Here is a 24,693-nt window from a genome sequence, read left to right as displayed (position 1 = left end):
CTGACAACGGGTCCGGATCAGCGTCGCTGCGGGGTCCCGGAACGGTGTTCCACCGGGCCGCGCAGGCGCAGCCGCGAACGCGTCGGGCGGTGGTGGGCCGGGGAGTGGGCGGGGATGCCGGGCTTGCGCTCGGCAGGGGGCGCGCCGGATCCGCCCGTGACCAGCAGCGGGTCGAAGGCCACCACGATGCCCGCGAGGACGAGGAAGGCGAGCGGACCGACCATCAGGGGGCCCAGCAGGCTGGCCGCGGCCTCCCCCGCGGCCGGGGTGGTCGTGCCGTGGACGTGTACGTCGAGTGCGGCCATGCCGGTGTAGTGCATGCCGGTGACCGCGAGACCCATGACGAGACTCGCGCCCACGCTCCACAGGAAGCCCCTCACCTGTCCGGCCGCCCACAGGGCGGCGGTGGCGGCGGCCATGGCTATGGCCACGGAGACGGCGACGACGACGGTGTTGTACTCCAGCCGGCCGTCAAGGCTCATGCCGGCCATGCCGAGGTAGTGCATCGATGCGACGCCGAGGCCGGTGACGGTGCCCCCGGTGAACAGGGCCGTTCCCGAGGCGCCCCGGTATCCCACGATGAAGATCCCCGTGCCCACCATGACGATGCCCACGGCCAGACTCGCGAAGGTCAGGGCCCGGTCGTAGTGGATCGGGGTGCCCTCGATCGTGAAGCCCATCATGCCGATGAAGTGCATGGTCCAGATCCCGGAGCCGATGGCCACGGAACCCAGGGCCAGCCAGCCGGGGCGCCACACCCGGGGCGCCGTTCGGGACCGGGTGACGCAGCGCAGGCCCAGGGCTCCGCCGAGACAGGCCATGAGAAAGGCCACCAGCGGTGTGACCAGGCCGTAGCTGAATCCGTCGACCGTGCCCTGCATGCGCGGCTGCCCTTCCCGCCCTGTACGTCCCGCAATGTTCCGTTCTGGTCCCCCTCCCGGGACCGCGAGGGCGGCCAGGGTTGACGCAGAGAGTATGACCCCCACCGGAATGGTCGAACGACTTTCCGGCAAAGAAACACGTCCTTGCCCCAGGTGTGTGCCACCAGTGTGCGGAGTTCGGGCAACTGCGTTCAATCCGTGGCCATCCTGCACCCGCCTCGCGTTGACCCTCTGCTGTCACAGTTGAGCTGACCGTGAACGTTCGACGCGAGGAGTACGCATGCACGCACGCGCTGTTGCCGCCTCGACCACCGCGCTCCTGGGGACGGCCGCCCTCCTGCTCCCTCTCTCCCCCGCACGGGCCGCCGACGACGGCGCCCGCCCCGTGATCGTCGCTCACCGGGGCGCCTCCGCGTACGCGCCCGAGAACACGCTCGCGGCCGTCGACAAGGCGGCCGCCCTCGGTGTCGACTGGGTGGAGAACGACGTCCAGCGCACCAAGGACGGCGAACTCGTCGTCCTGCACGACGACAGCCTGCAGCGCACCACCGACGTGGAGGAGGTCTTTCCCGACCGGGCCCCCTGGAAGGTGAAGGACTTCACGGCCGCGGAGATCGCCCGGCTGGACGCGGGCAGCTGGTTCGACCCGGCGTACGCGGGCGCGCGCGTTCCGACACTGGAGCAGTTCGTGCACCGTGTGGAGCGGTACCACCAGAAGCTGCTCCTGGAGATCAAAAATCCCCAGCTCTACCCGGGCATAGAACGGGAGACCCTGAAGGTCCTGAGCAACGAGGGGTGGCTCGACCGCCGGCACGTGAAGCACCGGCTGATCGTGCAGAGCTTCAGTGCGGACAGCGTACGGACGGTCCATGACCTCAAGCCCGCGGTGAAGACCGGGTTCCTCGGGACGCCACCGGTCGCGGACCTGCCCGCCTACTCCGGCTTCAGCGACCAGATCAATCCCTCGCACGGCTCGCTCTCCGCCGCCTACGTCGCCGCCGTGCAGGGCTTCCGGGGCCCGCACGGCAAGCGCATGGAGGTGTTCACCTGGACCGTGAACGACGCGGCCGCGGCACGGCGGGTCGCCGGCTTCGGCGTCGACGGGATCATCACCAACACGCCCGACGTGGTGCGGGACGCCGTCGGCGGCTGACGCCCGCGCGGCCGGCGGCCGAGTAGCCCTTCCGGCCGCCGGCGCCCACCCGGCGTTGTCGGTGCCGGGCCGTACGGTGGGTCGCATGGACAGCCATGGGCAGGACGAACAGCGGGTCGTGTGGGCCGTCATGGACACCGGAATCGGCCCGCTGCTGCTGGCCGCGACCCGCCGGGGGCTGGTCAACGTCGTGTTCCACGCCACGGCCGAGGTGCGCGACATCGCGCTGGAGCGGCTCGGTTCCCGGCTCGGCGCCGCACCGGTCGAGCTGGGAACCGGACGGTCCGGGGAGTATGGCGGTCCGCTGCTGGCCGAGGCGATACGACAGATGGAGGCGTACTTCGCCGGCGAGCGGCGGTCCTTCGACCTGCCGCTGGACTGGTCGCTGATAGCGGGCTTCAACCGGGAGGTGCTGCGGGAGCTGGCCGCCGGGGTGCCGTTCGGCGCGGTCGTCGGGTACGGCGACCTGGCCGGACGGGTGGGCCGGCCGGGCGCGGCGCAGGCCGTCGGGACGGCGATGGGTGCCAATCCCCTGCCCGTGGTGGTGCCGTGTCACCGGGTCGTGGAGAGCGGCGGCGGCATCGGCGGTTTCGGGGGTGGCCCGGAGACGAAGCGGCGGCTGCTCACCCTGGAGGGGGTGCTGCCCGAGCCGTTGTTCTGACCCGGGCACGCCTCGGGTCCCGGGTCAGTCGTAGTGCCGCGCCTCGAACACGTTGCCGTCCGGGTCGCGGAAGTAGAAGCTGCGCTTGGCCAGGCCGCGCGCGCCGAAGGAGTTGTGCGAGACGTCCGTCACCGGAACGGACTGCCTCTCGAGGCGGCCGCGGAGTGCGTCGAAACCGTCGGCCGGCAGAGAGACGCAGACATGGTTCACGGGGTGTCCGGAGCTCTCGGCGGCGCCGGGGAGCATCGTCATGCGTTCCGCCATGGCCGACGGCATGAGATCGAGGATGGTCTCCTCGTTGACGCGCACCGAGGGGAAGGGGGCCTCGCCCGCGGAGAAGTCGGCGAGCCTGACGGGCTCCAGGCCCACGGCCTTCTCGTAGAAACCGGCGCTGGCGAGGGGGTCACGCACCCACAGGACGATGTGGTCGAGCCGAGTCGTGTTGTCCGTCATGCCGCCAGCCTCCGTGATCCGCGCGACGGCCCGCAAGGGGGTTTGGCCCGGGGCGCGGCCCGCCAGAGATGAAGGAGAGGCGGCAGACGGGAGGCAGACGCGTGGTGCCCATGGTGTCCGAAGAGGTGCGGGAGGCGATCGCCGCGGGCCGGCCGGTGGTCGCCCTGGAGTCCACGATCATCGCGCACGGGCTGCCCCGTCCGCGCAATCTCCGGGTGGCGCTGGAGCTGGAGGCGGCCGTACGGCAGGAGGGCGCGGTCCCGGCCACGATCGCCGTCCTGGACGGACGGCCCCGGATCGGCCTGGACGAGGAGCAACTGGAGCGGATCGGGAGCGGGGAGGGCATCCGCAAGCTGGGTCACCGTGATCTGCCGCTCGTGGCGGCGGCCGGGGCGAGCGGGGCGACCACGGTGTCGGCCACGGCCCTGCTCGCGGCGCTCGCGGGCATACGGGTGTTCGCCACCGGAGGACTGGGCGGGGTGCACCGGGAGTGGACGGTGACCCAGGACGAGTCGGCCGACCTGGGCCTCTTGGCGCGCACACGGATCACCGTGGTGTGCGCGGGGGTGAAGTCGATCCTCGACGTGCCCGCGACCCTGCAGAGGCTGGAGACACTGGGCGTGGCCGTCGCCGGATACGGCACGGACCGTTTTCCGGGCTTCTACCTCTCGGACTCGGGACATCCCGTGGACTGGCGGCTGGACACCCCGGAGCAGGTGGCGCAGGTGATGCGGGCGCAGGACGCGCTCGGCGGACCCGAGTCGGCGCTGATCGTCGCCCATCCCGTGGCCGAGGACGAGCAGTTGGATCCCGGGGTGCACGCGCGGGTGCTCGACGAGGCACTGAGGGCCTGTGCGGCGGAGGGGGTGACAGGCCAGGGGGTCACCCCGTTCCTGCTCGACCATCTGGTCCGCCACACCGACGGCGCCTCCCTCGCCGCGAACCTGGCCGCGGTCCGGGGCAATGTGCGCCTGGCGGCCCGCGTCGCGTCCGCCTGGGCCGCCGGGGAGTGACGGGGAGTGCCGGAGCCCGTGCGGGTGGGGGCGTTGCTGGTCGTCGGTGACGTGATCACGGACGTGGTGGCCCGGCACCGGGGGCCGCTCGCCCCGGGGACGGACACGGCGGCCGTGATCCGGACGGTACCGGGCGGCGCGGGTGCCAATGTGGCCTGCTGGGCCGCGCGCCGGGAGGGCGCCGAGGTCCGGCTCGTCGGGCGGGTGGGCGCGGACACCGCGGCGTGGCACGAGCGGGAACTGACCGCCTGCGGGGTCCGCCCCCTGCTCCTCGTGGACGGCCGGGTGCCGACGGGCACGGTGATCTGCCTGGTCGACGGGGACGCGGCGGCCGAGCGGACCTTCCTCACCGACAGCGGCGCGTCACTGCGGCTCGGCCCCGGCGACTGGTCGGACGCGTTGCTGGACGGGGTGGCATGGCTGCATCTGTCGGGCTACCTGCTGTTCGCCGAGGCGAGCCGTGCCTTCGTCGCGGTGGCGCTGGAGGCGGCACGTGCGCGGGGGGTTCCGGTGAGTCTGGATCCCGCGTCGGCGGGGTTCCTCGGCACGCTGGGCGTCGACCGTTTCCCGGCCCTCGTCGACGGCATGGACGTGCTGCTGCCCAGTCGTGACGAGGCCTGCCTGCTGACGGGGACGTCCGACGCCGCGGACGCCGCGGCACGGCTGAGCCGCCGCGTCCCGCTGGTGGTGGTCAAGCGGGGCGCGGAGGGGGCGCTGATCGCGCGGTCCGGCGAGGTGTGCGCCCGGGTGCCCGCCGTGCCGGCGACGGCTCGCGACACCACCGGCGCCGGTGACGCCTTCACCGGCGCGTTCCTCGCGGCTCTGCTCGCGGGCGCCGGCCCGGAGCAGGCGGCGAAGGAGGGCTGCCGGGCGGGCGCGCAGGCGGTGGGACGGACAGGGGGACGCCCGCCGGCAGGCGCCTGAGGGGCGGGCCCTTCACCGGGCGAACTCCCTTTGTCCACAGGCGGGAACAAAGCGGAACGACTCCTGCGCACAGCCTCGCACGCGGTGCGCCGAGGACTGGCAGACTGACGAGCCGGACACGGGAAGCCGGAACGGCACGGGGGAACACGCAAGGGGGCCACATGTCCATGGCAGGGAATCTGCGGAAGGTCACGCGTCTCGGCGGGCTGCGCCGGGTGGCCCGTCTGGCCCGGCGGCGTCCTCGCGTGGACCTCAGTCATCCGGTCCGTTCACCGCTGGGCTCCTCGGTGGTGAACTGCGTGACGTACCGGGACGGTCACCGCGTCTCCGCGCGCGGTGACCTGGTGGAGGCCGTCAAGCGGGTCCGCAGGGACGGGGAGGGGTTCGTCTGGCTGGGGCTGCACGAGCCGAACGACCGGGAGTTTGCCGGCATCGCCGAGCTGTTCGACCTGCACCCGCTGGCGGTCGAGGACGCTGTCGAGGCCCACCAGCGGCCCAAACTGGAGCGGTACGGGGAGACGCTGTTCGCCGTGTTCAAGACGGTCTGCTACGTGGAGCACGAGGAACTCACCGCCAACAGCGAGGTGGTGGACACCGGGGAGATCATGGTGTTCCTCGGAGGAGACTTCGTGGTCACCGTGCGGCACGGACGGCACGGTTCGCTGGGACCGCTGCGTGAGGGGCTCGAGGACGAGCCCGCGCGGCTCGCCCAGGGGCCTTCCACGGTGCTGCACGCGGTCGCGGACCACGTGGTCGACGACTACCTCACCGTCATCGACTCCGTCCAGGACGACATCGACCAGATCGAGACGGACGTGTTCGCGGAGCACGGCGCGCGGGTCGATCCGGGCCGCATCTACCAGCTCAAGCGGGAACTCCTCGAGTTGAAGCGGGCGGTGGTGCCGCTCGGCCGGCCGCTGGAGGAACTGGCGACACGACCGATCCGGGTCGTCGCCCCGGAGACACAGGCGTACTTCCGTGACGTCTCCGATCACCTGCTGCGGGCGAAGGAGCAGATAGCGGCCTTCGACGAGCTGATCAACTCGATCCTCCAGGCGCACCTCGCCCAGGTCACGGTCGCGCAGAACGAGGACATGCGCAAAATCACCGCCTGGGCGGCGATCGTGGCGGTGCCGACGATGGTGTGCGGGATGTACGGCATGAATTTCGACCACATGCCGGAGCTGCACTGGCGGTACGGCTACGGCATGGTCGTCGGAGTGATATCCGTGGCGTGTCTGCTGCTGTACCGGGCGTTCCGGCGCAGCCACTGGCTCTGACGCGGACCCGCGCGCACCACGGTCCCCGCGGCGCAGCGGGCGGGCTCAGCCCGTGGTGGACCTGGCGTAGACGCTCTCGGCCCAGGCGGCCATCTGGTCCTCCGTCAGGTGCCGGGCGAGGTCGGCCTCGCTGATCATGCCGACCAGGCGTTTGCCGTCGATGACGGGCAGCCTGCGGATCTGGTGGGACCGCATCTCGTGCAGCACCTCGTCGACGCCGGCGTCCGCCTCGATCCAGCGCGGGGTGCCCTTGGCCATCTCACCGGCGGTGACCCGGGCGGGGTCGTGACCCATGGCGACGCAGCCGACGACGATGTCGCGGTCGGTGAGGATGCCGCAGAGCCGCTCGTTCTCGTCGCTGATGGGCAGGGCGCCGACGTTCAGCTCGCGCATCAACTGGGCGGCGCGGTCGAGGGTTTCGTGCGCGGGGATCCACTGGGCGCCGCGGTGCATGATGTCTCCGGCGGTGGTCATGGTCTGCCTCCCGGTGCCGGACGGCCGGCGCGGTGCGGGGCGCACCGCGAGTCCCGACGCGTCTCATTCTCGTCGGGCCGTGCCCGGACGGCACCCGGAGGGGCCGCTCACGCCGGGAGGGCGGCCGGACACGGCCCGACGGGGCCCGTCGGGGTCAGCCGCGCCAGGCGGGGTGGCGGGGATCGTCGGCCCGTACGAGTACGTCGGCGGTGCCGGCCGGGTCGGTCTCCCGCTCGTAGCGTGCGAAGGCGGGGAGGGTCCAGTGCTCGGCCTCGGGGGTACGGCGGCGCAGGGCACCCGGGGAGAGGAGGAGGTGGACGCTCAGGTCGAAGGGGAACCAGTGACGCAGAAGAAGGGGACCGTGGAGCAGCAGCACGCCACCGGGCGGGAGCTCGGCGTAGGGACTGCGGGTGGCGCGGTCCGTGACCGGGTCCCACAGGTCGGGCAGGACCAGGCCGTTCCCGCCGGGTTCCAGGGGACCGAACACCTCGCGCCACAAGGCGCCGGTGTCGTACCACCCGTCGTAGTAGGACTCCACGTCCTGATGGCCGTACTCGAGGCGGACCGAGGCCGGGCGCAGGAAGCCGTCGGTGCCCACGACCAGGGAGGGCCGGCCGCGTATCCGCAGTGCCCGGGCGACCCGTTCGGCGAGGTCTCCGGGCCGGGCGGCCGGAGCGCCGTCGAGGGCCACCCGGGGCCGGGGGCCGCCGTCGGCGGTCTTCAGTTCCAGCAGGCGCTCGGCGAGGAGGTCGCCGAGCCGGTCCCAGGTGATCGCTTCGAGTCGCACACGCCCATCATGCGTCAGCCCGTCCGGGCAGCGGGCGGGTGTGCCGGGCGCGGAGGCGGACCGCCGCGGCCGTGGACGGTGCTGCGGGGGTGGTCGGCGGAGGAGCCGGTTTCCGCCGGGTGACGGCCGGCGGTTCAGCCGCCCGGCCCTGGACGCTCGCGCATGCGTCCGCTCCCCTCGGCCATGGCCGGGGGCGCCCGGGTGCGTGTTCACTCGGGGTGACGGTGGTGGCCGGGAGGGATCCCGGCGAGCGGAGGTGACGACGTGATCGACGGACCGTACTACGTGCTGACGGTGCTGGGCGTGCTCGGGACCGGGCTGGTCGCCGGGGTCTTCTGCGCCTTCTCGACCTTCGTGATGAGAGGGCTCGCGGCGCTGCCGCCCGCGCGGGGCGTGGCGGCGATGCGGGCGGTCAACGAGGCGGCGGTGCGGCCCGCCTTCATGCTGGTGTTCCTCGGCTCGGCGGTGCTCTGCGCCGTACTCACGGTGGTGACGTTCGTGCTGTGGCCGGACGAGGGGGCGGCCGAGCTGCTGGTGGGCGGCGTCCTGTTCCTGCTGGGCTCGTTCGGCCCGACCGTACTGGCGAACGTACCGCGCAACGAAACGCTGGCCCGGCTGGAACCGGGGAGCCCCGAGGCGGCCGCGTACTGGCCGGCCTACGTGCGCGGGTGGACGCTGTGGAATCACGTCCGCACGCTGGCCTCGGCCGGGGCGGCGCTGGCGTACGTCCTGGCTCTCGCGGGCTGACGGGCCCGCCGCCGTCCCCCGCCCGTGTCCGGGAAAGCGCTGTCGCGGCACTCTGCGGGCGTGGGTGGGCGGACGTATCGTGGCCGCGAGAGCGCCGCCCGACGACGCACGGCCTGTCATCGCGCACGCAAGGAAGACGGCCATGGCCGATCCCAAGGGTTTCCTGACCACGCCCCGCGAGGAATGGCCGCGCAGGCCGGTGGCGGAACGCGTCCGCGACTGGAACGAGGTGTACGTCCCCGGGGCGCTGCTGCCCATCGTCGGCGCACAGGCCGGCCGCTGCATGGACTGCGGCGTGCCCTTCTGCCACGAGGCCTGTCCGCTGGGCAATCTCATCCCCGAGTGGAACGACCTGGTGTCCCGGGAGGACTGGCGGGCGGCGGCGGAGCGGCTGCACGCCACCAACAACTTCCCCGAGTTCACCGGCCGGCTGTGTCCGGCGCCCTGCGAGGCCGGCTGTGTACTCGCCATCAACCAGCCGGCGGTCACCATCAAGAACGTCGAGTGCGCGATCGCCGACCGGGCCTGGGAAGAGGGTTTCGCTCCCCCGGTGCCGCCGGACCGGCTCTCCGGCCGGACGGTCGCGGTCGTCGGCTCCGGCCCCACCGGACTGGCCGCGGCCCAGCAGCTCACCCGGGCCGGTCACACGGTCGCCGTGTACGAGCGGGACGACCGGATCGGCGGGCTGATGCGGTACGGCATCCCCGAGTTCAAGATGGAGAAGCGTCATCTGGAACGGCGGGTGGAGCAGATGCGGGCGGAGGGGACGCGGTTCCGTACGTCCACGACGGTCGGGCGGGACGTGGACGCGGCGGAGCTGCGGACCCGTTACGACGCCGTGGTGATCGCCACGGGGGCGACCGCGTGGCGCGAGCTGCCGGTGCCCGGACGGGAACTGTGCGGTGTCCACCAGGCGATGGAGTACCTGCCGCTGGCCAACCGGGTGTGCGAGGGGGACCTCGATTCGTCGCCGCTGTCCGCCGCGGGCCGGCGCGTCGTCATCGTGGGCGGCGGCGACACGGGTGCGGACTGTCTGGGGACGGCCGTGCGTGAGGGAGCCGCGTCGGTCACCCAGCTCGACATCTACCGCCGGCCGGGTACCGAGCGGGACGAGGACGCCGAGCCGTGGCCGACGTATCCGAGGCTGTACCGGCTGTCCGCCGCGCACGAGGAGGCGCGTGATCTGCGGACGGCGCCGGTGGCGGAAGCGGATGCGCGGCTGTTCGCGGCATCGACGCTGCGCTTCACGGGGGACGGGGAGGGACGCGTGCGTGCGCTGTGTCTGGTCGAGGTGGACTCCGCGCGCCGGCCGGTGCAGGGCACGGAGCGGACGCTGCCCGCCGATCTCGTCCTGCTCGCGCTCGGGTTCTCCGGACCGGATCCCGGGGACGGGCTCGTCGCCCGGCTGGGGCTCGCGATGGAGCCTCGGGGGACGATCGCGCGGGGACCGGACTTCGCGACGAACGTGCCGGGTGTGTTCGCGGCGGGGGACGCCGCCCGGGGCCAGTCGTTGATCGTGTGGGCGATCGCCGAGGGGCGGGCGGTGGCGGCGGCGGTCGACCGTTTCCTGATCGACGCGCCGAGCCGCCTGCCGGCGCCGATCGGTCCGTACGACCGTCCGATGACGGCGTGACGCCCCCGGCCGGGAGCCGGGGGGTGTCACGCCGTCCGCGTCCGCCAGCGGCGGCGGTTACGGTTTGCGGGCCACCGCTCCGTAGCCCGGGATCACACCGTCGTCCTGGCCCGTCACCGGGTCGCCCAGTTCGGGGTGCCACTCGTGCGGGACCCGGACGCCCGGGTCGACGAGGTCCAGGCCGTCGAAGAAGCGGGTGAACTCCTCCCGGGAGCGCAGGGCCAGGGTGACGCCCGCGGCCCTGAGCTTCTCGGTCGCCGCCCTCGACTCCTCGGGGGTGAAGTCGGCCGTCGCGTGGGTGACGACCAGGTGACTGCCGGAGGGGAGGGCCGCCAGCAGCCGCCCGACCAGTTCGTGCGCGCCGTCCTCGTCGGGGACGAAGTGCAGCAGCGCGATGAGCGAGAGCGCGATCGGCTCGTCGAAGTCGAGGATCTTCCGCGCGCCCTCCAGGATGGCGTCCGGTTCCCGCACGTCGGCCTGGAGGTACTCGGTCACCCCCTCGTCCGTGCCCCGCAGCAGCGCCGCCGCGTGGGCCAGCACGATGGGGTCGTTGTCGCAGTACACGACGCGGGCGTCCGGCACGATCCCCTGGGCCACCTGGTGCAGGTTGGGCTCGGTGGGGATGCCGGTGCCGATGTCGAGGAACTGGCGTACGCCGTGCCCGGCCAGCCACCGCGTGGCCCGCTGCATGAAGGCGCGGTTCACCCGTGCCATCACCGGCACCCGCGGGTCCAGGGCCAGCATCTGCCGGCCCATGGCCTCGTCGACCGGGTAGTTGTCCTTGCCGCCGAGGTACCAGTCGTACATCCGAGCGGGGTGCGGCCTGCTCGTGTCGATCTCCGCGGGGTGCTGCCCGGTCATGACGGACTCCGTGATTCTTCGCAACTGTTAGTAGTCAAGTCAGCGCCACAATCAGAAGGTGGAACGCAAAGGTAGAGCGGGCAACAGGTCTCAGGACAGCAGGAAATCCGCCTCTCCCGCCTTCGCTCCCTCGATGAAGGCCGTCATCTCGGCAGAGGTGTAGATGAGCGCGGGGCCGTCCGGATCGGTGGACTGGCGTACGGCGATCCGGCCGTCGTCGAGCTTCATGGCCTCCAGGCAGTTCCCTCCGTTGCCGCCGCTCCACGGCTTGTGCCAGCCCTCGCTGCCCAGGTCCCGCGCGGGCATGCCGTTGTAGATCCTTCCGGCGTGCGCCTGCGGGCGGGGCAGCGACTTCGGGCGTTTGATGAGTTCCATTCACAGCTCCTTGCGGAGATCCCGGAGGATCTCCTTCGTGCGATGTGCCGTAGCGGCCTGCGCCGCCATGCGGTCCATGACCTCGAGGTGGGTCGCCACCTCGGTGCGCGCGTCGAGGTAGACGGCGCCGGTCAGGTACTCGCTGTAGACCATGTCCGGCAGTTCGGGCATGGCGAATCGGAACAGCACGAACGGCCCGTACGTGCCGGGGTGCGGCCCCCCGGCGAAGGTCGCGACCTGCAGCGTCACATGGGGCAGCTTCGTAGCCTCGAGCAACTTGTCGATCTGGGCACGCATCACCTCCGGGCCGCCGACCCGGCGGCGGAGCACGGTCTCGTCCATCACGACCCACAGCCGGGGCGCGTCCTTACGAGTGAGCAGTTCCTGCCGTTGCATGCGCAGGTCGACGTGGCGCTCGATGTCCTCGGGCCGGGTCTGCCCAATGGCACCTGAGCGCAGCACGCCACGCGCGTAGTCCTCGGTCTGGAGCACTCCGGGGACGAAATGGGGTTCGTAACTGCGGATGAGGGAGGCCGCGCCCTCCAGGCTGACGTACATCGAGAACCAGCCGGGCAGGATGTCGTGGAAGCGCTGCCACCATCCGGGGCGGTTGGCGTCCTCCGCCAGTTGCACGAAGGCGTCGGCCTCGTCGTCGGAGACTCCGTACGCCTTCAGCAGGAGCTGGAGGTAGGGAATCTTGAGCGCGACCTCGGCCATCTCCATGCGGCGCACGGTGGCGGGGGCGACCCGGAGGATGCGGGCGGCCTCCTCGCGCTTCAGTCCCGCGCGTTCCCGCAGGTCCAGCAGGCGCCGGCCGAGGACGACCTGGCCCACCGTCGGCGCGGACCGGGGTTCACTCACACTCCACCTCCCTCGAACAAATCCTGACAGCCCGGCGGCGCCATTCGAAGATCCTTTCGAAGATCCATGGAATGCGAACTCTCGTTCGAATGAATCTCCGGCGATCCCAACTGGCGCCGCGCGAGGTGCTGTTGCGAGCAGTGTGCCACGGCGTTCCAGACCGTCATACAGCACTCTGCATTTTTCAGAGTGACACTTGCCAAGTGTTCACGGCGGGGCGATAGTGGCAAGCGTGATTCCGTCCGCGCCCTTAGGAACAGACGCCGCCGCAGGTTCCATCGGCCTCGGCGCCACCTCGGCACCCGTCCCGTCGGGAACCCTCGCCGAGCGCCGGTTCCGTTTCGAACTGGCCGCTCATCCGGGTTCCCCGGCTCAGGCCAGACGCCTGACGAGGGCACGGCTGACCGGCTGGTCCGTGTGCGAGGACGTCTGCGACACCGCGGAACTGGTCGTCTCCGAGCTGGTCACCAACGCCATCGTGCACACCGCGAGCGGCCGCGTCGTCTGCGAACTGCACGACGGTGAGGACCTGGTGCGCATAGCCGTGCGGGACGAGGGCTGCGCGCCCGGCCGGCCGCGGGCGAACACCCGGCAGCAGCCGGAGGAGGAGCACGGGAGGGGACTGCTCCTCGTCGACGCCCTGTGTCATGCGTGGGGCGCCCACGAACACGGCCCCGGACTGCTCGTCTGGGCCGATCTCCCCCGCGGGGCGGTCACCCCGTCCGCCCCCGCCCAGCCCCGCGACGACCTGGGGTGGGGCGCCCGCCCGAAGCCCGTTCCGGGAGGCGACCCGGACGACGGTGACGGCGAGGGCGACAAGGCCACCCAGGCGCACCGGGTCACGGCGACGCCGGCGCCGGCCCGGAACGCACACCCGGCGGCGACCGCGGACCCGCCCCCGCGCCGGCGCGTCCCCCAGGACGGGGGCCTGGTGTGACAGGAGCCGCCGGTGCCCGCGTACTGAGCCTCGACTCGCTGGTCCGCCTCCGGCGCGGACGGAACGCCCCGGCCGCCCTCCGGCGGCTCCCGGTACCCGACGGCATGACGGCGCCCATGGGCTGCGACGCGGTGGCGGTACCCGCCCGCTTCGGCCCGCTGGTGCTGCCCCGGCTGCCCCGGGTGGGCTGCGTCTACGCGGACCGGGCGCACTGGTGGTGGCTCGTTCCGTCCGACTCCGACTACGCGCTGGAGTGGCCCGCGCCCGCGCACTACGCCGCCGGCGCGGTCCTCCCCGACGCCGGGCCGGCCGAGCTGCCCGGCCTGATCCACCGCCCCGACGGCACGCTCCCCTACACGCCGCCGATACCCCTCTATCTGACCCTGTGCCGGCTGACGGACACGGCTCCGGCCTGGTCCAGCCCGGTCAGCGCGTAGCAGCGCCCGGACGTCCCCCGCGTCCGCTCACGCCGTCGCGTCACCGCCGCCGTCGCCGCGGACGATCACCAGGAACATGTCGGTAGCGAGGTCCATGACAACCTCGGCGGGCAGTCCCTCCAGGCGCCGCGCGTGCGCGAACTCCTCCGCCGGCCACGAGCCACGCGGTCCACCTGCGGGAAAGCGTTCGAGCACTGTTCGCCCGTTCACCCTGCCACCTCCATGTTGCGCTGTACTCGTAGAGTTAAACGCCAACCATGGGGCGAACGCCTCGCCCAGTGATGGTACTGAGACGTAGTTGACACCTGTTCACCGCCAAGTGTGAGCGGGCTCTCGGCTTTCCGGAGCAATCCGTCACCGTCCGTGTCGCCCGCCGTACCTGCCGTGGCGGCGGGCGGGCTCAGTTTTCGCAGGCGGCACGGGAGCCGTCGCGCGCGCCCCGGTGGTGTCTGACACGTTCATGCCGACAGGGCCGGCGGTTGCTCCCGGAGTTCCCGCAGCACCTCGGGCACGTCGATCGTCAGCAGGTCCCGTCACGCACGACGACGGCCGCATCCTCCGCGCATCCGATCCGCTCTTGATCGTCGTGCGGGAGGACGGTGCATCCGGTGATGATGAGCCCGGCGGGACTCTCCACGGCAGCAGGCGTCATCACGACGACGTACGACGCGGTCCTGACCCGGAGTGAGCCGAACCGCGACATCCCGTCGCGGCTCCGTCGCGGGGCGGGCCGGGCGCACACCCGGCCCCACCACGAGCCCGCCCACGGCTGAAAGGGGCCCGGAATGCTCCTCGGCACCTGGAATCTCGAGAACCTCTACCGGCCTGGCGGCCCGTTCGGGCCCGGGGACGAGGCCGCGTACGAGTCGAAACTGGCGGCGCTCGCCGCCGTCGTCACGGAGCTCGATCCCAGGCTGCTCGGCGTGCAGGAGGTCGGCGACCCCGGCGCGCTGGAGGATCTGGCCGGGATGCTCGACGACGACTGGCGGATCGCCCTGTCCGAGCACGCGGACGGCCGGGGCATACGGGTCGGCTTCCTCAGCCGTACGGAGCTGACGGTGGTCGCCGACACCACGGCGTTCCCGGCGGAGCTGCGCCCGGTGCAGGCGGACGACGCGGGGCTGACGGCCGGTGAGGCCGGCCGCGGCTTCCTGGCGGTGGAGGCGGCCGGCCCGGACGGGTCGCCGCTGCGGGTGGCGGTCTGTCACCTGAAGTCGAAGCTGCTGTCGTACCCGGGCCACCGTTTCCACCCGCGGGACGAGGGCGAACGGGCCCGCTACGGCGCCTACGCCCTCTACCGGCGGACGGCGGAGGCGACGGCTCTGCGCTCCCTGGCGGACGACCTGCTCGACGGTGACGGACGGGACCGGGACGTGGCGGTGCTCGGCGACCTCAACGACGAGGTGCAGGCGGCGACCACCCAGCTGCTGCTCGGCCCGCCCGGTTCGGAGATCGGCACGCCCGGCTACGACCGTCCGGACGACGGCGACGCGGCGCGGCTGTGGGACGTGGCCCCGCTCATCCCCGCCGCCCAGCGCTATTCACGGGTGAACTCCGGCCGCCGGGAGCTGATCGACCACGTGCTGCTCAGTCACCGTCTGGTGCGCCGGGTGACGGTGGCGGGCGCCGGGCTGCCGGACGAGGGCCCGCCGAGGCTGCCGTCGGTCGGGCCGGACCCCGGGCAGCGGCGCGGCGCGGCGGGCTCGGACCACGCGCCGGTGTGGGTGCGGGTGGCCTGAGCTGGGCGCTTCACCCGGCGACCCGCAACTCGGGCGCCTTCAGGCCCACCCGGTCGTGGCCCCGGGCGAGTTCGTCCCTGAGTTCGGCGAGCCGCGCCATCTGCCGGGGGTCGAGCCGGCCGGTGTCGTCGAGGTGGACGGCGCAGGCGGTGGTGGTGTCGACGAGCAGTTCGAGGGTCGCGGCGATCTCGTCGGTGCCGTCGGCGTGCCGGGCGAGCGCGGGCAGCTCGGCGGAGGCCAGGGCGATGGCCGTACGGGCTTCCGCGAGGGTGCGGTACGCCTCGCGGCGCAGGGCCCAGCGGGCCGCGCGGTCCTCGGACCCGCCGAGGACGTGGTCGAGGTAGGCCCGGGCGGCGCCGCCCGCTTCCGCGAGCAGGGCGCGGATGGCGTCGCCGCGCTGTCCCGGCATCGGGAGATGGCCGACGACCAGCACGATGGCGCAGGCCAGCAGGGTCTCGCCGATCCGGCCGACGGAGGCCTGCGGTTCGCCGCCCGCCATCACCAGGGCGAGCACCAGCACCGTGACGACGGCGGTCTGCGCGGCGAAGTGCCGTGCGGCGAAGGGGATCAGCGCCCCGCCGGCCACGACCAGGGCGACGAGCCCCTCCGGCCGGGGCAGCACCGCGGCGAACCCGGCGAACAGGAGCGCCCCGAGCACGGTTCCGGCGGCCCGGGACAGTACCCGGGAGGCGAGCGGCCCGAGGTCGGGCTTGACGAGGAAGACGGCGGTGGCGGGCAGCCAGTACCAGTGGGTGTGCTGTCCGTACCAGCGGGCGTGGTGCAGGGCCTGGGCGACGGCGACGCTCACCCCGAAGCAGAGGGCGACCCGCATCCCGTACTCCCGGCCCCGGGCGCCGAGGACGGTCCGCAGGCGGCCGGCCCGGGGCCGCTTCCGGCTGTGCAGGTCGCCGCCCCCGCCCCCGTCGAAGGCCTCGGCGGCGCGCAGCAGGGCGTCGTCGAGAGCGCGCAGGGCGGGCGCCGTGCGGGAAGGGGCCGGCAGCGGCCCGGTCGGGGTGCCGCCGCGTACGGCGGCGGCGAGGCGCCGGGGCCCTTCGGACGCGCGGGCCGGTACCGCCTCCCCCGCCCAGGCCAGCGCGGTCGCGGCCTCCGCGAGCGGCAGGGCGGCCGCGTACCGGGCGTGGAGCCGGCGTTCGGCCGCGGAGGAGGCGCAGCGGCGCAGCCGGGGCCCGGCGAGCGCGTCCTGTGCATGGTCGAGGGCGGCGGTGAGCGCGGCCCTGCGTGCGGTGGCGGCCTCCGTCCCGGTGGCGTCGAGCAGCGCGGCGACGGCGTCGTACACCCCGGCGACGGCGCCCCGCTCACCGTCGAACCGGAAGTCCAGCCGAAGGGTGCCGGCCAGTGAGCCAGGCAGCGCCAGCCGAAGCCCCAGCAGCCACCCGGCGCCGGCGAGGAGGGCGAGCGCCCGCTGCCATCCCGGCTCGGGCAGCGGCATTCCGGCCCCGACCGCCGCGCCGACGAGCAACTGCGTGCCGACGGCGGATCCCACGGGCCCCGGTGCGCTGACCGCGCCGGCCACCAGCCCGAGCGCGGTCAGCAGCACCGTGAGCAGTACGGCCGGCAGACGGTCGCCGGCGTACGTTCCGACGGCCAGTCCGGCCGCCCCCGCGAGGGCGGGCCCCCCGATCCGCCCCACCGAGGCCCGCCGGCTGCCGGGCCGGTCGTTGATCCCGGCGAACATGGCCCCGATCGCGGCGACGACCCCCAGGGTGGGACGCCCGGCGAGAACCGCGGCGAGCAGCAGGGGCCCGCCTCCCAGCGCGCCCCGCACGACCGCACTCCGGGCGACCGGCCCTCCCTGGGTCCGCAGGGCATGGGCGAGCCACGGGGGAACGGCGGGGGCGGAACGGCTCACGGGGCTCCAGTCGTCGCACGGGATCGCAGTCGAGCTCGCGGACGACGCCGACCGGGCCGAGGGTGGGGTCTCCACGGTAAGCGGTGCCGGGGGAGGCAGGTGAACGGCCGTGTTTCCGGCACGTGAAATGAGCCCCCGCGCGCGGGGGCACGACAGGGGCCGGGTGGCCACCCGGGAGGGTCGCGCATTGCTCCATCGGACGGAAAGACGACGCCCCGCGCGCCCGATCACCGCGATACGCATACGCTGCCGGTAGGGGGAGGAAAGGCCCACGCCATTCCTGCCGAGGAGAGCCGATGGCTGAACGCATCACGGCTGAACGCACTACACGTCGACGTGGTTATCGAGAAGGTGTCGGCGGTGACATGCTCGCCGAATTCCTGGGGACCTTTGTCCTGCTTCTGCTGGGCATCGGGTCGGTGGCGGTCGCCGTCGTCGGCCTACCGGGATCGGGGCGACAGGCGGTGGAATTCGGGCCGGCGAACTGGCTCATCATCTCGTGGGGCTGGGGCCTCGCCGTCGTCTTCGGCGTCTATGTGGCCGGAGCATCAGCGGTGCTCACCTCAATCCCGCGGTGACGCTCGCCTTCGCCGTGCGCAAGGACTTCCCCTGGCGCAAGGTGCTCCCGTACTGGCTGGCCCAGGTCCTGGGCGCCTTCGTCGCCGCGGCGCTCATCTACGCCTGCTACCGGTGGGCGATCGACGCGGCCGACACGAAGGCGGGACTCCCCCGGGACGAATCGCTGGGCACCTACTCCATCTTCGCCACGTTTCCCGCCGAATACTTCGGTGATTCCTGGTGGGGCCCCTTGCTCGACCAGATCGTGGGAACAGGGATTCTCCTTCTGCTCATCTGCGCCCTGATCGACATGCGGAACACGGCTCCGCTGTCGAATCTCCACCCGTTCCTCATCGGCCTGGTGGTCGTCGCGATCGGATTGACGTTCGGCACCAATGCCGGATACGCGATCAATCCCGCACGAGATTTCGGACCGCGACTTCTCACCTACTTCGAGGGCTGGGGCGACATCGCCCTTCCCGGCACATTCGGGTGGTTCAGCGGCTACTGGTGGATCCCCATCGTGGGCCCGCTGATCGGCGGGGTCGTCGGAGTCCTCGTGTACGACCTGATCATCAAGCCGGTGATCAAAGCCAGGGCGGGGGCGCAGGAAGAAGGCCCGGCCACCGAGGAACCCTAGTCCCTGTCGTCACACCATGAGAGGTGGCAGCGATGCCCGAATTCGTCGGCGCGGTGGACCAGGGGACCACCAGCACCCGCTTCATGATCTTCGACCACGACGGGAACGAGGTGGCGAAGCACCAGCTCGAGCACCAGCAGATCCTGCCGCGGTCCGGCTGGGTCGAGCACGACCCGGTCGAGATCTGGGAGCGCACCAACACGGTGATCCAGAACGGCCTGCGGGACGGCGGTCTCACGGCCGCCGACCTGAAGGCCGTCGGCATCACCAACCAGCGCGAGACGACGGTGGTCTGGGACCCGCGCACCGGACGTCCGTACTACAACGCCATCGTCTGGCAGGACACCCGCACCGACAGCATCGCCGCCGCCCTCGAACGGGACGGCCACGGCGACGTCATCCGGCACAAGGCCGGTCTGCCGCCGGCCACCTACTTCTCCGGCGGAAAGATCAAGTGGCTGCTGGAGAACGTCGACGGGCTGCGCGAGGCCGCCGAGGCGGGCCACGCCCTGTTCGGCAACACGGACGCCTGGGTGCTGTGGAACCTCACCGGCGGGCCCAACGGCGGGGTGCACGCCACGGACGTGACCAACGCCAGCCGCACCATGCTGATGAACCTGGAGACGCTGGACTGGGACGACGAGCTGCTGGCGATCTTCGGCATCCCGCGGTCCATGCTGCCGGCCATCCACCCCTCGTCCGATCCCGAGGCGTTCGGCGAGGCCCGCACCTCCCGGCCGCTGGGCGCCGCCGTTCCGATCACCGGTGTGCTCGGCGACCAGCACGCGGCGACCGTCGGCCAGGTCTGCTTCTCCCCCGGCGAGGCCAAGAACACCTACGGCACCGGCAACTTCCTCGTGCTCAACACCGGTACGGAGCTGGTGCGTTCGCAGCACGGTCTGCTGACGACGGTGGCGTACCAGTTCGCGGGCAGCCCCGCGGTCTACGCGCTGGAGGGATCCATCGCCGTCACGGGCGCGGCCGTGCAGTGGCTGCGCGACCAGCTTAAGATCATCGGGAGCGCCCCGGACAGCGAGCAGCTGGCGCGTTCGGTGGAGGACAACGGCGGGATGTACTTCGTCCCGGCGTTCTCCGGCCTGTTCGCCCCCTACTGGCGCTCCGACGCGCGCGGCGCCATGGTGGGGCTGGCCCGGTACAACACCGGCGGGCACATCGCGCGGGCGACCCTGGAGGCGATCTGCTACCAGAGCCGTGACGTGGTCGAGGCCATGGAGCAGGACTCGGGTGTGCACCTGGACGTGCTGAAGGTCGACGGCGGCGTCACCTCGAACGACCTGTGCATGCAGATCCAGGCCGATGTGCTGGGTGTGCCGGTCAGCCGTCCCGTGGTCGCCGAGACCACCGCGCTGGGCGCCGCCTACGCCGCGGGACTCGCCACCGGCTTCTGGCGCGACACCGACGAACTGCGCACGCACTGGCACGAGTCGAAGCGCTGGGAACCGCAGTGGAGCGAGGAGCGGCGCCAGCAGGGCTACCAGGACTGGAAGCGGGCCGTGGAGCGCACCCTGGACTGGGTCAAGGTCACCTGACGCGGCCGGGCGGCGCTCAGCGGTCGGCGATGTCCTCACGCAGGCCGTCGGAGAACTCCCACCACGTCAGCGGGAGCCAGTCGCCGTTCACGTAACCGTCGACGGTGGCGCCGCGGCCGCGGACCGTCACCGTCGTGCCCGGCGGATAGGTGGTGCCGGACAGCCCGGGCACGGAAACAAGCAGGGTGCCCAGCCGCTGCGCTGCCATGTCGGCCCCTCTCCATTCTCGGAAGAACATTCCTCGTGCGGCATTCCTTTTCGTACGACACTCTCCGTACGACGCCGGACGATATTCCTGGAAATTTTACCGGCTTGCCCCATCGGGCAGACCGGAGAATTATGAGATATCGGTCACGCGAATCATCAGAAGAGGCGCGACAACCGGACACGTACGCCACCGAGTGGAGGTCGTAGCCATGAAGGCCGTCGTGTACAAGGGACCGTTCGAAGTCGCGGTCGAGGAAGTCGACAACCCCAGCATCCAGCATCCGAACGACGTGATCGTCAAGGTCACCTCCACCGCGATCTGCGGCTCGGACCTGCACATGTACGAAGGCCGTACCGCTGCCGAGCCCGGCATCACCTTCGGCCACGAGAACATGGGCATCATCGCGGAGGTCGGCCCGGGCGTCACCGCGCTCAAGGAGGGCGACCGCGTGGTCATGCCCTTCAACGTCGCCTGCGGGTTCTGCACCAACTGCGTCGAGGGCTTCACCGGATACTGTCTGACCGTCAATCCCGGTTTCCCCGGCGGCGCTTACGGCTATGTCGCCATGGGACCGTGGAAGGGCGGCCAGGCCGAATACCTGCGTGTCCCCTACGCCGACTTCAACTGCCTGAAACTGCCGGAGGGCAAGGAGCACGAGAACGACTTCATTCTGCTCGCCGACATCTTCCCCACGGGCTATCACGGCTGTGAACTGGCCCAGGTCCGGCCCGGCGAGAGCGTGACGGTGTACGGCGCGGGCCCGGTCGGTCTCATGGCCGCCTACTCGGCGCTGCTGCGCGGCGCGCGCAAGGTGTTCGTCGTGGACCGGGTCGCCGAGCGGCTGCAGAAGGCCGAGGAGATCGGCGCGGTTCCCATCAACTTCGCCGAGGGCGACCCGGTCGAGCAGATCCACGCGCAGACCGAGGGCATGGGCACCGACAAGGGCGTCGACGCCGTCGGGTACCAGGCCGCGGCGGGCGGCGGCACGGACCGCGAGGAACCGGCGACCGTCCTGAACTCCCTCGTCCGTACCGTGCGGGCCACCGGAATGCTCGGCGTGCCCGGGCTCTACGTCCCGTCCGACCCCGGTGCCCCGGACGAGCAGTCCAAGCAGGGCATGCTCCTGGTGGCGGTCGGCAAGCTCTTCGAGAAGGGCCTGCGGATGGGGACCGGCCAGTGCAACGTGAAGCGCTACAACCGGTTCCTGCGCGACATGATCATCGACGGCAGGGCGAAGCCCAGCTTCGTGGTCTCCCACGAGCTGCCCCTGGACCAGGCACCGTCGGCCTACGACAAGTTCGACAAGCGGATCGAGGGCTACACGAAGGTGGTGCTGCACCCGTAGCCCCGGGCCGGCGGGAGTAATTCGGATGCGGCGGCGGCCGGGCCCGTGGACGATCGACGGCGTCCACCGTCCGCCGCTCCAGGAGTCCCCGTGATCCAGCGCGTCACCGTGCCCTCCCTGTTCCCGCCGCCCCGCTACTCCCACGCCTCGGTCGTCGAGGCGGGCACCCGGCTGGCGTTCCTCGCCGGATCGGTCCCCCTGGACGCCGACGGGCAACTGGTCGGCGGGGACGACCCGGTGCGACAGGCCCGGCAGGTGATCGCCCATCTCCAGGAACAACTGCGTGCGGTGGGCAGCGGCCTCGAGCACGTCGTCTCGACGGACGTGTACGTCGTCAGTTCCGAGCCGGCCGTGCTGTCCGCCGTGTGGGACGTCGTGGAGGCGTCCGGGCTGAGTACGGGGCCCCACTCGTCGACGCTGCTCGGTGTGGCCTGCCTCGGCTACACCGGGCAGCTCGTGGAGATCACGGCGACGGCGGTCGTGCCCGACGCCGCCGGCGCGTGACGGCCGGCGAGGGGGCCGTGAAGGTGTGCCGCGCCCTTCCCCCCGACGCCGAGGCGGCGGCCGGCGTCTGGCTGCGGTCCTTCGCCGCCGCACTGCCGAGCGTGGTCCGGCCCCGGTCCGACGAAGAGGTCCGCGAGTACTTCCGGCACGTCCTGGTGCCCCTGCGGGAGACGTGGGTGGCCCGGACGGCGGACGACGGCGTCATCGGTGTGCTGGTGCTGGACGGCGAGGAACTGGAGCAGCTGTACCTCGACCCCGCCTGGCGCGGGCGCGGGGTCGGTGACCGGTTCGTCGCCCTCGCCAAGGAGCGCAGCCCCGGGGGTCTCTCCCTGTGGACCTTCCAGGTCAACACGCCCGCGCACCGCTTCTACGCACGGCACGGCTTCACGGCCGTGGAGTGGACGGACGGCTCCGGGAACGAGGAGAGGGAGCCGGACGTGCGGTACGTGTGGCGGCCGTAGGCGGGGCGCGGGCGTCAGTCGTGGCGGCGGGCGTACCGGTCCGTCGCCGCGACGAGGGCGTCGTCGCCGGCTGCGCCCGCGTCGTGGCCCGCCTCGTCGATGATCACCAGCTCGCTGTCCGGCCAGGCGTGGTGGAGCCGCCAGACGATGCCGAGGAGATTGCCCAGGTCCAGGCTGCCCTGCACCAGGGTGCCGGGGATGCCCCGCAGGAGGTGGGCGTCACGGAGGACGACGCCCCCGCCGTCGTCCTCGCCTTCGCCGAGGAAGTGGTCGTTGCCCCAGTAGTGGGTGACGGTACGCGCGAAGCCCCTGCGGAACCCGGGATCCTGGAAGCGTGCGACCGAGCCCGGCGGGGCGGGGATGATCGCCGTCTCCCAGTCGGTCCAGGCCCGCGCGGCCCGTTCCCTGACCGCCGGGTCGGGTGACTCGAGCAGTCTGTTGCAGGCGGCGGCCAGGTTGCCGTCGCGCTCGCCGGGGGGCAGTTCCGCCAGGAAGCGCTCGAAGGCCTCGGGGAAGATCTTGCCCAGTCCGCGGGTCAGAAGCGCCACTTCGGCGTTCGAGCCGGTGGCGACCCCGGTGAGGACGAGTTCGGAGACGACGCCCGGGTGCGTCTGCGCGTACCGCAGTCCCAGGACCGACCCCCATGACACGCCCCACACCAGCCACCGCTCGATGCCCAGGTGGGCGCGCAGCCGCTCGAGGTCCGCCATGAGGTGCGCGGACGTGTTGACGCTCATGTCGGTGGCGGGGTCGCTCGCGGGCGGCAGCGACCGCCCGGCGCCGCGCTGGTCGAGCATGACGATCCGGTAGGCGGCCGGGTCGAAGTAGCGCCGGAGGTTCGGGCCCGTCCCCGAGCCCGGACCACCGTGCAGCACCAGCGCGGGCTTGCCGTGCGGGTTCCCGCTGGTCTCCCAGTGGACGCGGTTGCCGTCCCCGACGTCGAGCATGCCGTGGTCGTACGGTTCGATCTCCGGGTATCTGGCCATCGGAGCACCGTAACGCCCCCGGGCGGGGCCGATCATCTCCTTTACGCCGTGCCCAGTCCCGCCGCGTCGGCGGCGGAACGCAGCACCGCGCGGAGCATCCCGGGGGTGAGGCGGCCGGTGAAGGTGTTGCGCTGGCTGACGTGGAAACAGCCGAAGAGGTCGAGGCCGGGCCCGTCGGCGGCGTCCAGCGTGACGCGGGCGCCGTGCGCGAAGGCGGGCCGGGGCCGGGGAACGGTCCAGCCCGCCGCTGCGAACGCGGGCAGCGCGGCCTGCCAGCCGAAGGCACCGAGGACCAGCGCGGCCCGGACCGTCGGCCGCAGCAGGTGCAGCTCCTGCACCAGCCAGGGCCTGCAGGCGTCCCGTTCCCCGGGCGTGGGCCTGTTGGCGGGCGGGGCGCAGTGCACGGGCGACGTGACGCGGACGCCGTACAGCTCCAGGCCGTCCCCGGTGTGCACGGACGTCGGCTGCGAGGCGAGCCCGACGTCGTACAGCGCCTGGTACAGCACGTCCCCGGAGCGGTCCCCGGTGAACATGCGGCCCGTGCGGTTCCCGCCGTGCGCCGCGGGTGCCAGTCCGACGATCAGCAGCCGGGCGTCCGGTGGGCCGAACCCGGGCACCGGCCTGCCCCAGTACGTCCAGTCCGCGAACGCGGCGCGCTTGGTACGGGCGACCTCCTCACGCCAGTCGACCAGCCGGGGGCAGGCACGGCAGCCCGCGATGCGCCGGTCGAGACGGGAAAGGCCACTGGGGTCCATGGCTCCACGGTAGGCGCCGCCGGGAGCGGGAAAATCCCCGCACCACCGGTCCAGTCGGCGACTAAGGTCGGAACCATGGCTTCTGAGAGTGCCGAGGACCCCAGGACCGCCGCTGCCGTGGCCGCCGCCGAGGCGGCCGGGCCGGGGGCCGGTGAGTCCGTACGGATCGACAGCTGGATCTGGTCGGTGCGCCTGGTCAAGACGCGGTCCCTCGGTGCCGCCGCCTGCCGGGGCGGGCACGTCCGGGTGAACGGCGAGCGGGTGAAGCCCTCGCACTCCGTCCGTGTCGGTGACGAGGTGCGACTGCGGGCCGAGACCCGGGAGCGGGTCGTCGTCGTCAGGCGGCTGATCCGCAAGCGGGTGGGCGCCCCGGTGGCGGTCCAGTGCTACGTCGACAACTCCCCGCCGCCCCCGCCGCGTGAGGCCGTCGCCCCGGCCGGTGTCCGCGACCGCGGCGCGGGCCGTCCGACCAAGCGCGACCGCCGCGACATGGATCGCCTGCGCGGGCTGGGCGGACCGGGCGGGTTCGCCGGCCCCGGGAGCTTCGCCGGCCCCGGCTGGACGGGTGGGGCGGGTGAGCCCGGTGACCCGGGCGCCGCG

At 72.4% G+C, this 24,693-nt stretch carries 28 protein-coding genes and 1 pseudogene; 17 read left to right on the top strand and 12 right to left on the bottom strand.

Annotated features, from left to right (window positions below; genetic code table 11):
- Positions 1 to 17 precede the first annotated feature (17 nt).
- The gene (locus tag BU52_RS25755; RefSeq protein ID WP_037938556.1) at positions 18 to 881 is read right to left on the bottom strand and encodes an MHYT domain-containing protein; all 864 of its coding nucleotides are present in this window, start codon (positions 879 to 881) and stop codon (positions 18 to 20) included.
- A 280-nt stretch (positions 882 to 1,161) separates the two neighbouring features.
- Between BU52_RS25755 and BU52_RS25750 the strand changes: the two genes are divergently transcribed.
- Both BU52_RS25750 and BU52_RS25745 read left to right on the top strand, forming a co-directional pair.
- Positions 1,162 to 2,034, top strand: coding sequence for a glycerophosphodiester phosphodiesterase (locus tag BU52_RS25750; RefSeq protein WP_037938554.1), 873 nt, complete (start codon positions 1,162 to 1,164; stop codon positions 2,032 to 2,034).
- A gap of 85 nt (positions 2,035 to 2,119) precedes the next feature.
- Positions 2,120 to 2,695 (top strand): methylated-DNA--[protein]-cysteine S-methyltransferase, encoded by a 576-nt coding sequence (locus tag BU52_RS25745; RefSeq protein WP_037938552.1) that lies wholly within the window; start codon positions 2,120 to 2,122, stop codon positions 2,693 to 2,695.
- Between the two features lie 24 nt (positions 2,696 to 2,719).
- On the opposite strand, the gene BU52_RS25740 is transcribed toward BU52_RS25745, so the two are convergent.
- The gene (locus BU52_RS25740; RefSeq protein ID WP_037938549.1) at positions 2,720 to 3,148 is read right to left on the bottom strand and encodes a VOC family protein; all 429 of its coding nucleotides are present in this window, start codon (positions 3,146 to 3,148) and stop codon (positions 2,720 to 2,722) included.
- Positions 3,149 to 3,249: 101 nt separating this feature from the next.
- Between BU52_RS25740 and BU52_RS25735 the strand changes: the two genes are divergently transcribed.
- The 3 genes from BU52_RS25735 (at position 3,250) to BU52_RS25725 (ending at position 6,365) form a co-directional block, all read left to right on the top strand.
- A complete protein-coding gene (locus BU52_RS25735) occupies positions 3,250 to 4,161 on the top strand; it encodes a pseudouridine-5'-phosphate glycosidase (RefSeq protein ID WP_037938547.1) in 912 nt (303 codons plus the stop codon).
- A gap of 6 nt (positions 4,162 to 4,167) precedes the next feature.
- Positions 4,168 to 5,085, top strand: a complete 918-nt coding sequence (locus tag BU52_RS25730) for a carbohydrate kinase family protein (protein WP_037938546.1) — start codon at positions 4,168 to 4,170, stop codon at positions 5,083 to 5,085.
- 161 nt (positions 5,086 to 5,246) lie between these two features.
- Complete coding sequence (locus tag BU52_RS25725; RefSeq protein ID WP_037938544.1) at positions 5,247 to 6,365, top strand: magnesium and cobalt transport protein CorA; 1,119 nt, start codon at positions 5,247 to 5,249, stop codon at positions 6,363 to 6,365.
- Positions 6,366 to 6,410: 45 nt separating this feature from the next.
- Here BU52_RS25725 and BU52_RS25720 read toward each other — a convergent pair whose 3' ends face one another.
- Together BU52_RS25720 and BU52_RS25715 are read right to left on the bottom strand one after the other, a co-directional pair.
- A complete protein-coding gene (locus tag BU52_RS25720) occupies positions 6,411 to 6,839 on the bottom strand; it encodes a CBS domain-containing protein (protein WP_037938541.1) in 429 nt (142 codons plus the stop codon).
- A 154-nt stretch (positions 6,840 to 6,993) separates the two neighbouring features.
- Positions 6,994 to 7,626, bottom strand: a complete 633-nt coding sequence (locus BU52_RS25715; protein ID WP_037938539.1) for a nucleoside/nucleotide kinase family protein — start codon at positions 7,624 to 7,626, stop codon at positions 6,994 to 6,996.
- A gap of 264 nt (positions 7,627 to 7,890) precedes the next feature.
- Here BU52_RS25715 and BU52_RS25710 point away from each other — a divergent pair, with 264 nt between their 5' ends.
- Complete coding sequence (locus tag BU52_RS25710) at positions 7,891 to 8,373, top strand: anthrone oxygenase family protein (protein ID WP_037938538.1); 483 nt, start codon at positions 7,891 to 7,893, stop codon at positions 8,371 to 8,373.
- Between the two features lie 142 nt (positions 8,374 to 8,515).
- Positions 8,516 to 10,006 carry a glutamate synthase subunit beta gene (locus BU52_RS25705; protein ID WP_037938537.1) on the top strand — a complete coding sequence of 497 codons (1,491 nt, stop codon included), beginning with the start codon at positions 8,516 to 8,518 and terminating at the stop codon, positions 10,004 to 10,006.
- Between the two features lie 57 nt (positions 10,007 to 10,063).
- Here BU52_RS25705 and BU52_RS25700 read toward each other — a convergent pair whose 3' ends face one another.
- The 3 genes from BU52_RS25700 to BU52_RS25690 form a co-directional block, all read right to left on the bottom strand.
- Positions 10,064 to 10,867: an SAM-dependent methyltransferase gene (locus BU52_RS25700; RefSeq protein ID WP_037938536.1), complete on the bottom strand. Its 804-nt coding sequence runs from the start codon at positions 10,865 to 10,867 to the stop codon at positions 10,064 to 10,066.
- Between the two features lie 90 nt (positions 10,868 to 10,957).
- Positions 10,958 to 11,242 carry a DUF397 domain-containing protein gene (locus tag BU52_RS25695; RefSeq protein WP_037938534.1) on the bottom strand — a complete coding sequence of 95 codons (285 nt, stop codon included), beginning with the start codon at positions 11,240 to 11,242 and terminating at the stop codon, positions 10,958 to 10,960.
- On the bottom strand, positions 11,243 to 12,103 hold the full coding sequence (locus tag BU52_RS25690; protein WP_037938532.1) for a helix-turn-helix domain-containing protein: 861 nt from the start codon (positions 12,101 to 12,103) through the stop codon (positions 11,243 to 11,245).
- A 223-nt stretch (positions 12,104 to 12,326) separates the two neighbouring features.
- Here BU52_RS25690 and BU52_RS32880 point away from each other — a divergent pair, with 223 nt between their 5' ends.
- Both BU52_RS32880 and BU52_RS25680 read left to right on the top strand, forming a co-directional pair.
- Complete coding sequence (locus BU52_RS32880; protein ID WP_078903446.1) at positions 12,327 to 13,040, top strand: ATP-binding protein; 714 nt, start codon at positions 12,327 to 12,329, stop codon at positions 13,038 to 13,040.
- Complete coding sequence (locus tag BU52_RS25680; protein ID WP_037938530.1) at positions 13,037 to 13,477, top strand: hypothetical protein; 441 nt, start codon at positions 13,037 to 13,039, stop codon at positions 13,475 to 13,477. The genes BU52_RS32880 and BU52_RS25680 overlap by 4 nt, the downstream gene beginning before the upstream one ends.
- A gap of 27 nt (positions 13,478 to 13,504) precedes the next feature.
- On the opposite strand, the gene BU52_RS34095 is transcribed toward BU52_RS25680, so the two are convergent.
- Entirely contained in the window at positions 13,505 to 13,687 is a 183-nt protein-coding gene (locus BU52_RS34095) for a hypothetical protein (protein ID WP_078903445.1), read from the bottom strand.
- Positions 13,688 to 14,085: 398 nt separating this feature from the next.
- Between BU52_RS34095 and BU52_RS35355 the strand changes: the two genes are divergently transcribed.
- Positions 14,086 to 14,250, top strand: coding sequence for a hypothetical protein (locus tag BU52_RS35355; protein ID WP_157847913.1), 165 nt, complete (start codon positions 14,086 to 14,088; stop codon positions 14,248 to 14,250).
- A 12-nt stretch (positions 14,251 to 14,262) separates the two neighbouring features.
- Complete coding sequence (locus tag BU52_RS25670) at positions 14,263 to 15,216, top strand: endonuclease/exonuclease/phosphatase family protein (RefSeq protein WP_037938526.1); 954 nt, start codon at positions 14,263 to 14,265, stop codon at positions 15,214 to 15,216.
- Positions 15,217 to 15,226: 10 nt separating this feature from the next.
- On the opposite strand, the gene BU52_RS25665 is transcribed toward BU52_RS25670, so the two are convergent.
- Positions 15,227 to 17,086: an FUSC family protein gene (locus BU52_RS25665; RefSeq protein WP_078903444.1), complete on the bottom strand. Its 1,860-nt coding sequence runs from the start codon at positions 17,084 to 17,086 to the stop codon at positions 15,227 to 15,229.
- A 365-nt stretch (positions 17,087 to 17,451) separates the two neighbouring features.
- Between BU52_RS25665 and BU52_RS25660 the strand changes: the two are divergent.
- Positions 17,452 to 18,284, top strand: a pseudogene (locus BU52_RS25660) (MIP/aquaporin family protein).
- Between the two features lie 32 nt (positions 18,285 to 18,316).
- A complete protein-coding gene (glpK, locus tag BU52_RS25655; protein ID WP_037938519.1) occupies positions 18,317 to 19,834 on the top strand; it encodes a glycerol kinase GlpK in 1,518 nt (505 codons plus the stop codon).
- A gap of 16 nt (positions 19,835 to 19,850) precedes the next feature.
- Here glpK and BU52_RS25650 read toward each other — a convergent pair whose 3' ends face one another.
- Complete coding sequence (locus tag BU52_RS25650) at positions 19,851 to 20,042, bottom strand: hypothetical protein (protein WP_037938516.1); 192 nt, start codon at positions 20,040 to 20,042, stop codon at positions 19,851 to 19,853.
- A gap of 208 nt (positions 20,043 to 20,250) precedes the next feature.
- Here BU52_RS25650 and BU52_RS25645 point away from each other — a divergent pair, with 208 nt between their 5' ends.
- The 3 genes from BU52_RS25645 (at position 20,251) to BU52_RS25635 (ending at position 22,352) form a co-directional block, all read left to right on the top strand.
- A complete protein-coding gene (locus BU52_RS25645; protein WP_037938513.1) occupies positions 20,251 to 21,387 on the top strand; it encodes a glutathione-independent formaldehyde dehydrogenase in 1,137 nt (378 codons plus the stop codon).
- Between the two features lie 90 nt (positions 21,388 to 21,477).
- Positions 21,478 to 21,891 (top strand): RidA family protein, encoded by a 414-nt coding sequence (locus BU52_RS25640; RefSeq protein ID WP_037938512.1) that lies wholly within the window; start codon positions 21,478 to 21,480, stop codon positions 21,889 to 21,891.
- Positions 21,888 to 22,352 carry a GNAT family N-acetyltransferase gene (locus BU52_RS25635; protein ID WP_037938510.1) on the top strand — a complete coding sequence of 155 codons (465 nt, stop codon included), beginning with the start codon at positions 21,888 to 21,890 and terminating at the stop codon, positions 22,350 to 22,352. Before BU52_RS25640 ends, BU52_RS25635 begins: the two co-directional genes overlap by 4 nt.
- A gap of 14 nt (positions 22,353 to 22,366) precedes the next feature.
- Here BU52_RS25635 and pip read toward each other — a convergent pair whose 3' ends face one another.
- Both pip and BU52_RS25625 read right to left on the bottom strand, forming a co-directional pair.
- Complete coding sequence (gene pip, locus BU52_RS25630; protein WP_037938699.1) at positions 22,367 to 23,338, bottom strand: prolyl aminopeptidase; 972 nt, start codon at positions 23,336 to 23,338, stop codon at positions 22,367 to 22,369.
- A 41-nt stretch (positions 23,339 to 23,379) separates the two neighbouring features.
- Positions 23,380 to 24,093, bottom strand: a complete 714-nt coding sequence (locus tag BU52_RS25625) for a uracil-DNA glycosylase (protein WP_037938507.1) — start codon at positions 24,091 to 24,093, stop codon at positions 23,380 to 23,382.
- A gap of 75 nt (positions 24,094 to 24,168) precedes the next feature.
- Between BU52_RS25625 and BU52_RS25620 the strand changes: the two genes are divergently transcribed.
- A partial coding sequence (locus BU52_RS25620; RefSeq protein WP_167343542.1) for an RNA-binding S4 domain-containing protein occupies positions 24,169 to 24,693 on the top strand: 525 nt, incomplete at its 3' end.

This window comes from Streptomyces toyocaensis (assembly GCF_000725125.1).
Classification (GTDB): domain Bacteria; phylum Actinomycetota; class Actinomycetes; order Streptomycetales; family Streptomycetaceae; genus Streptomyces; species Streptomyces toyocaensis.
The sequence above is the reverse complement of the archived record's forward strand: the minus strand, read 5'-3'. Positions and strand labels throughout refer to the sequence as shown.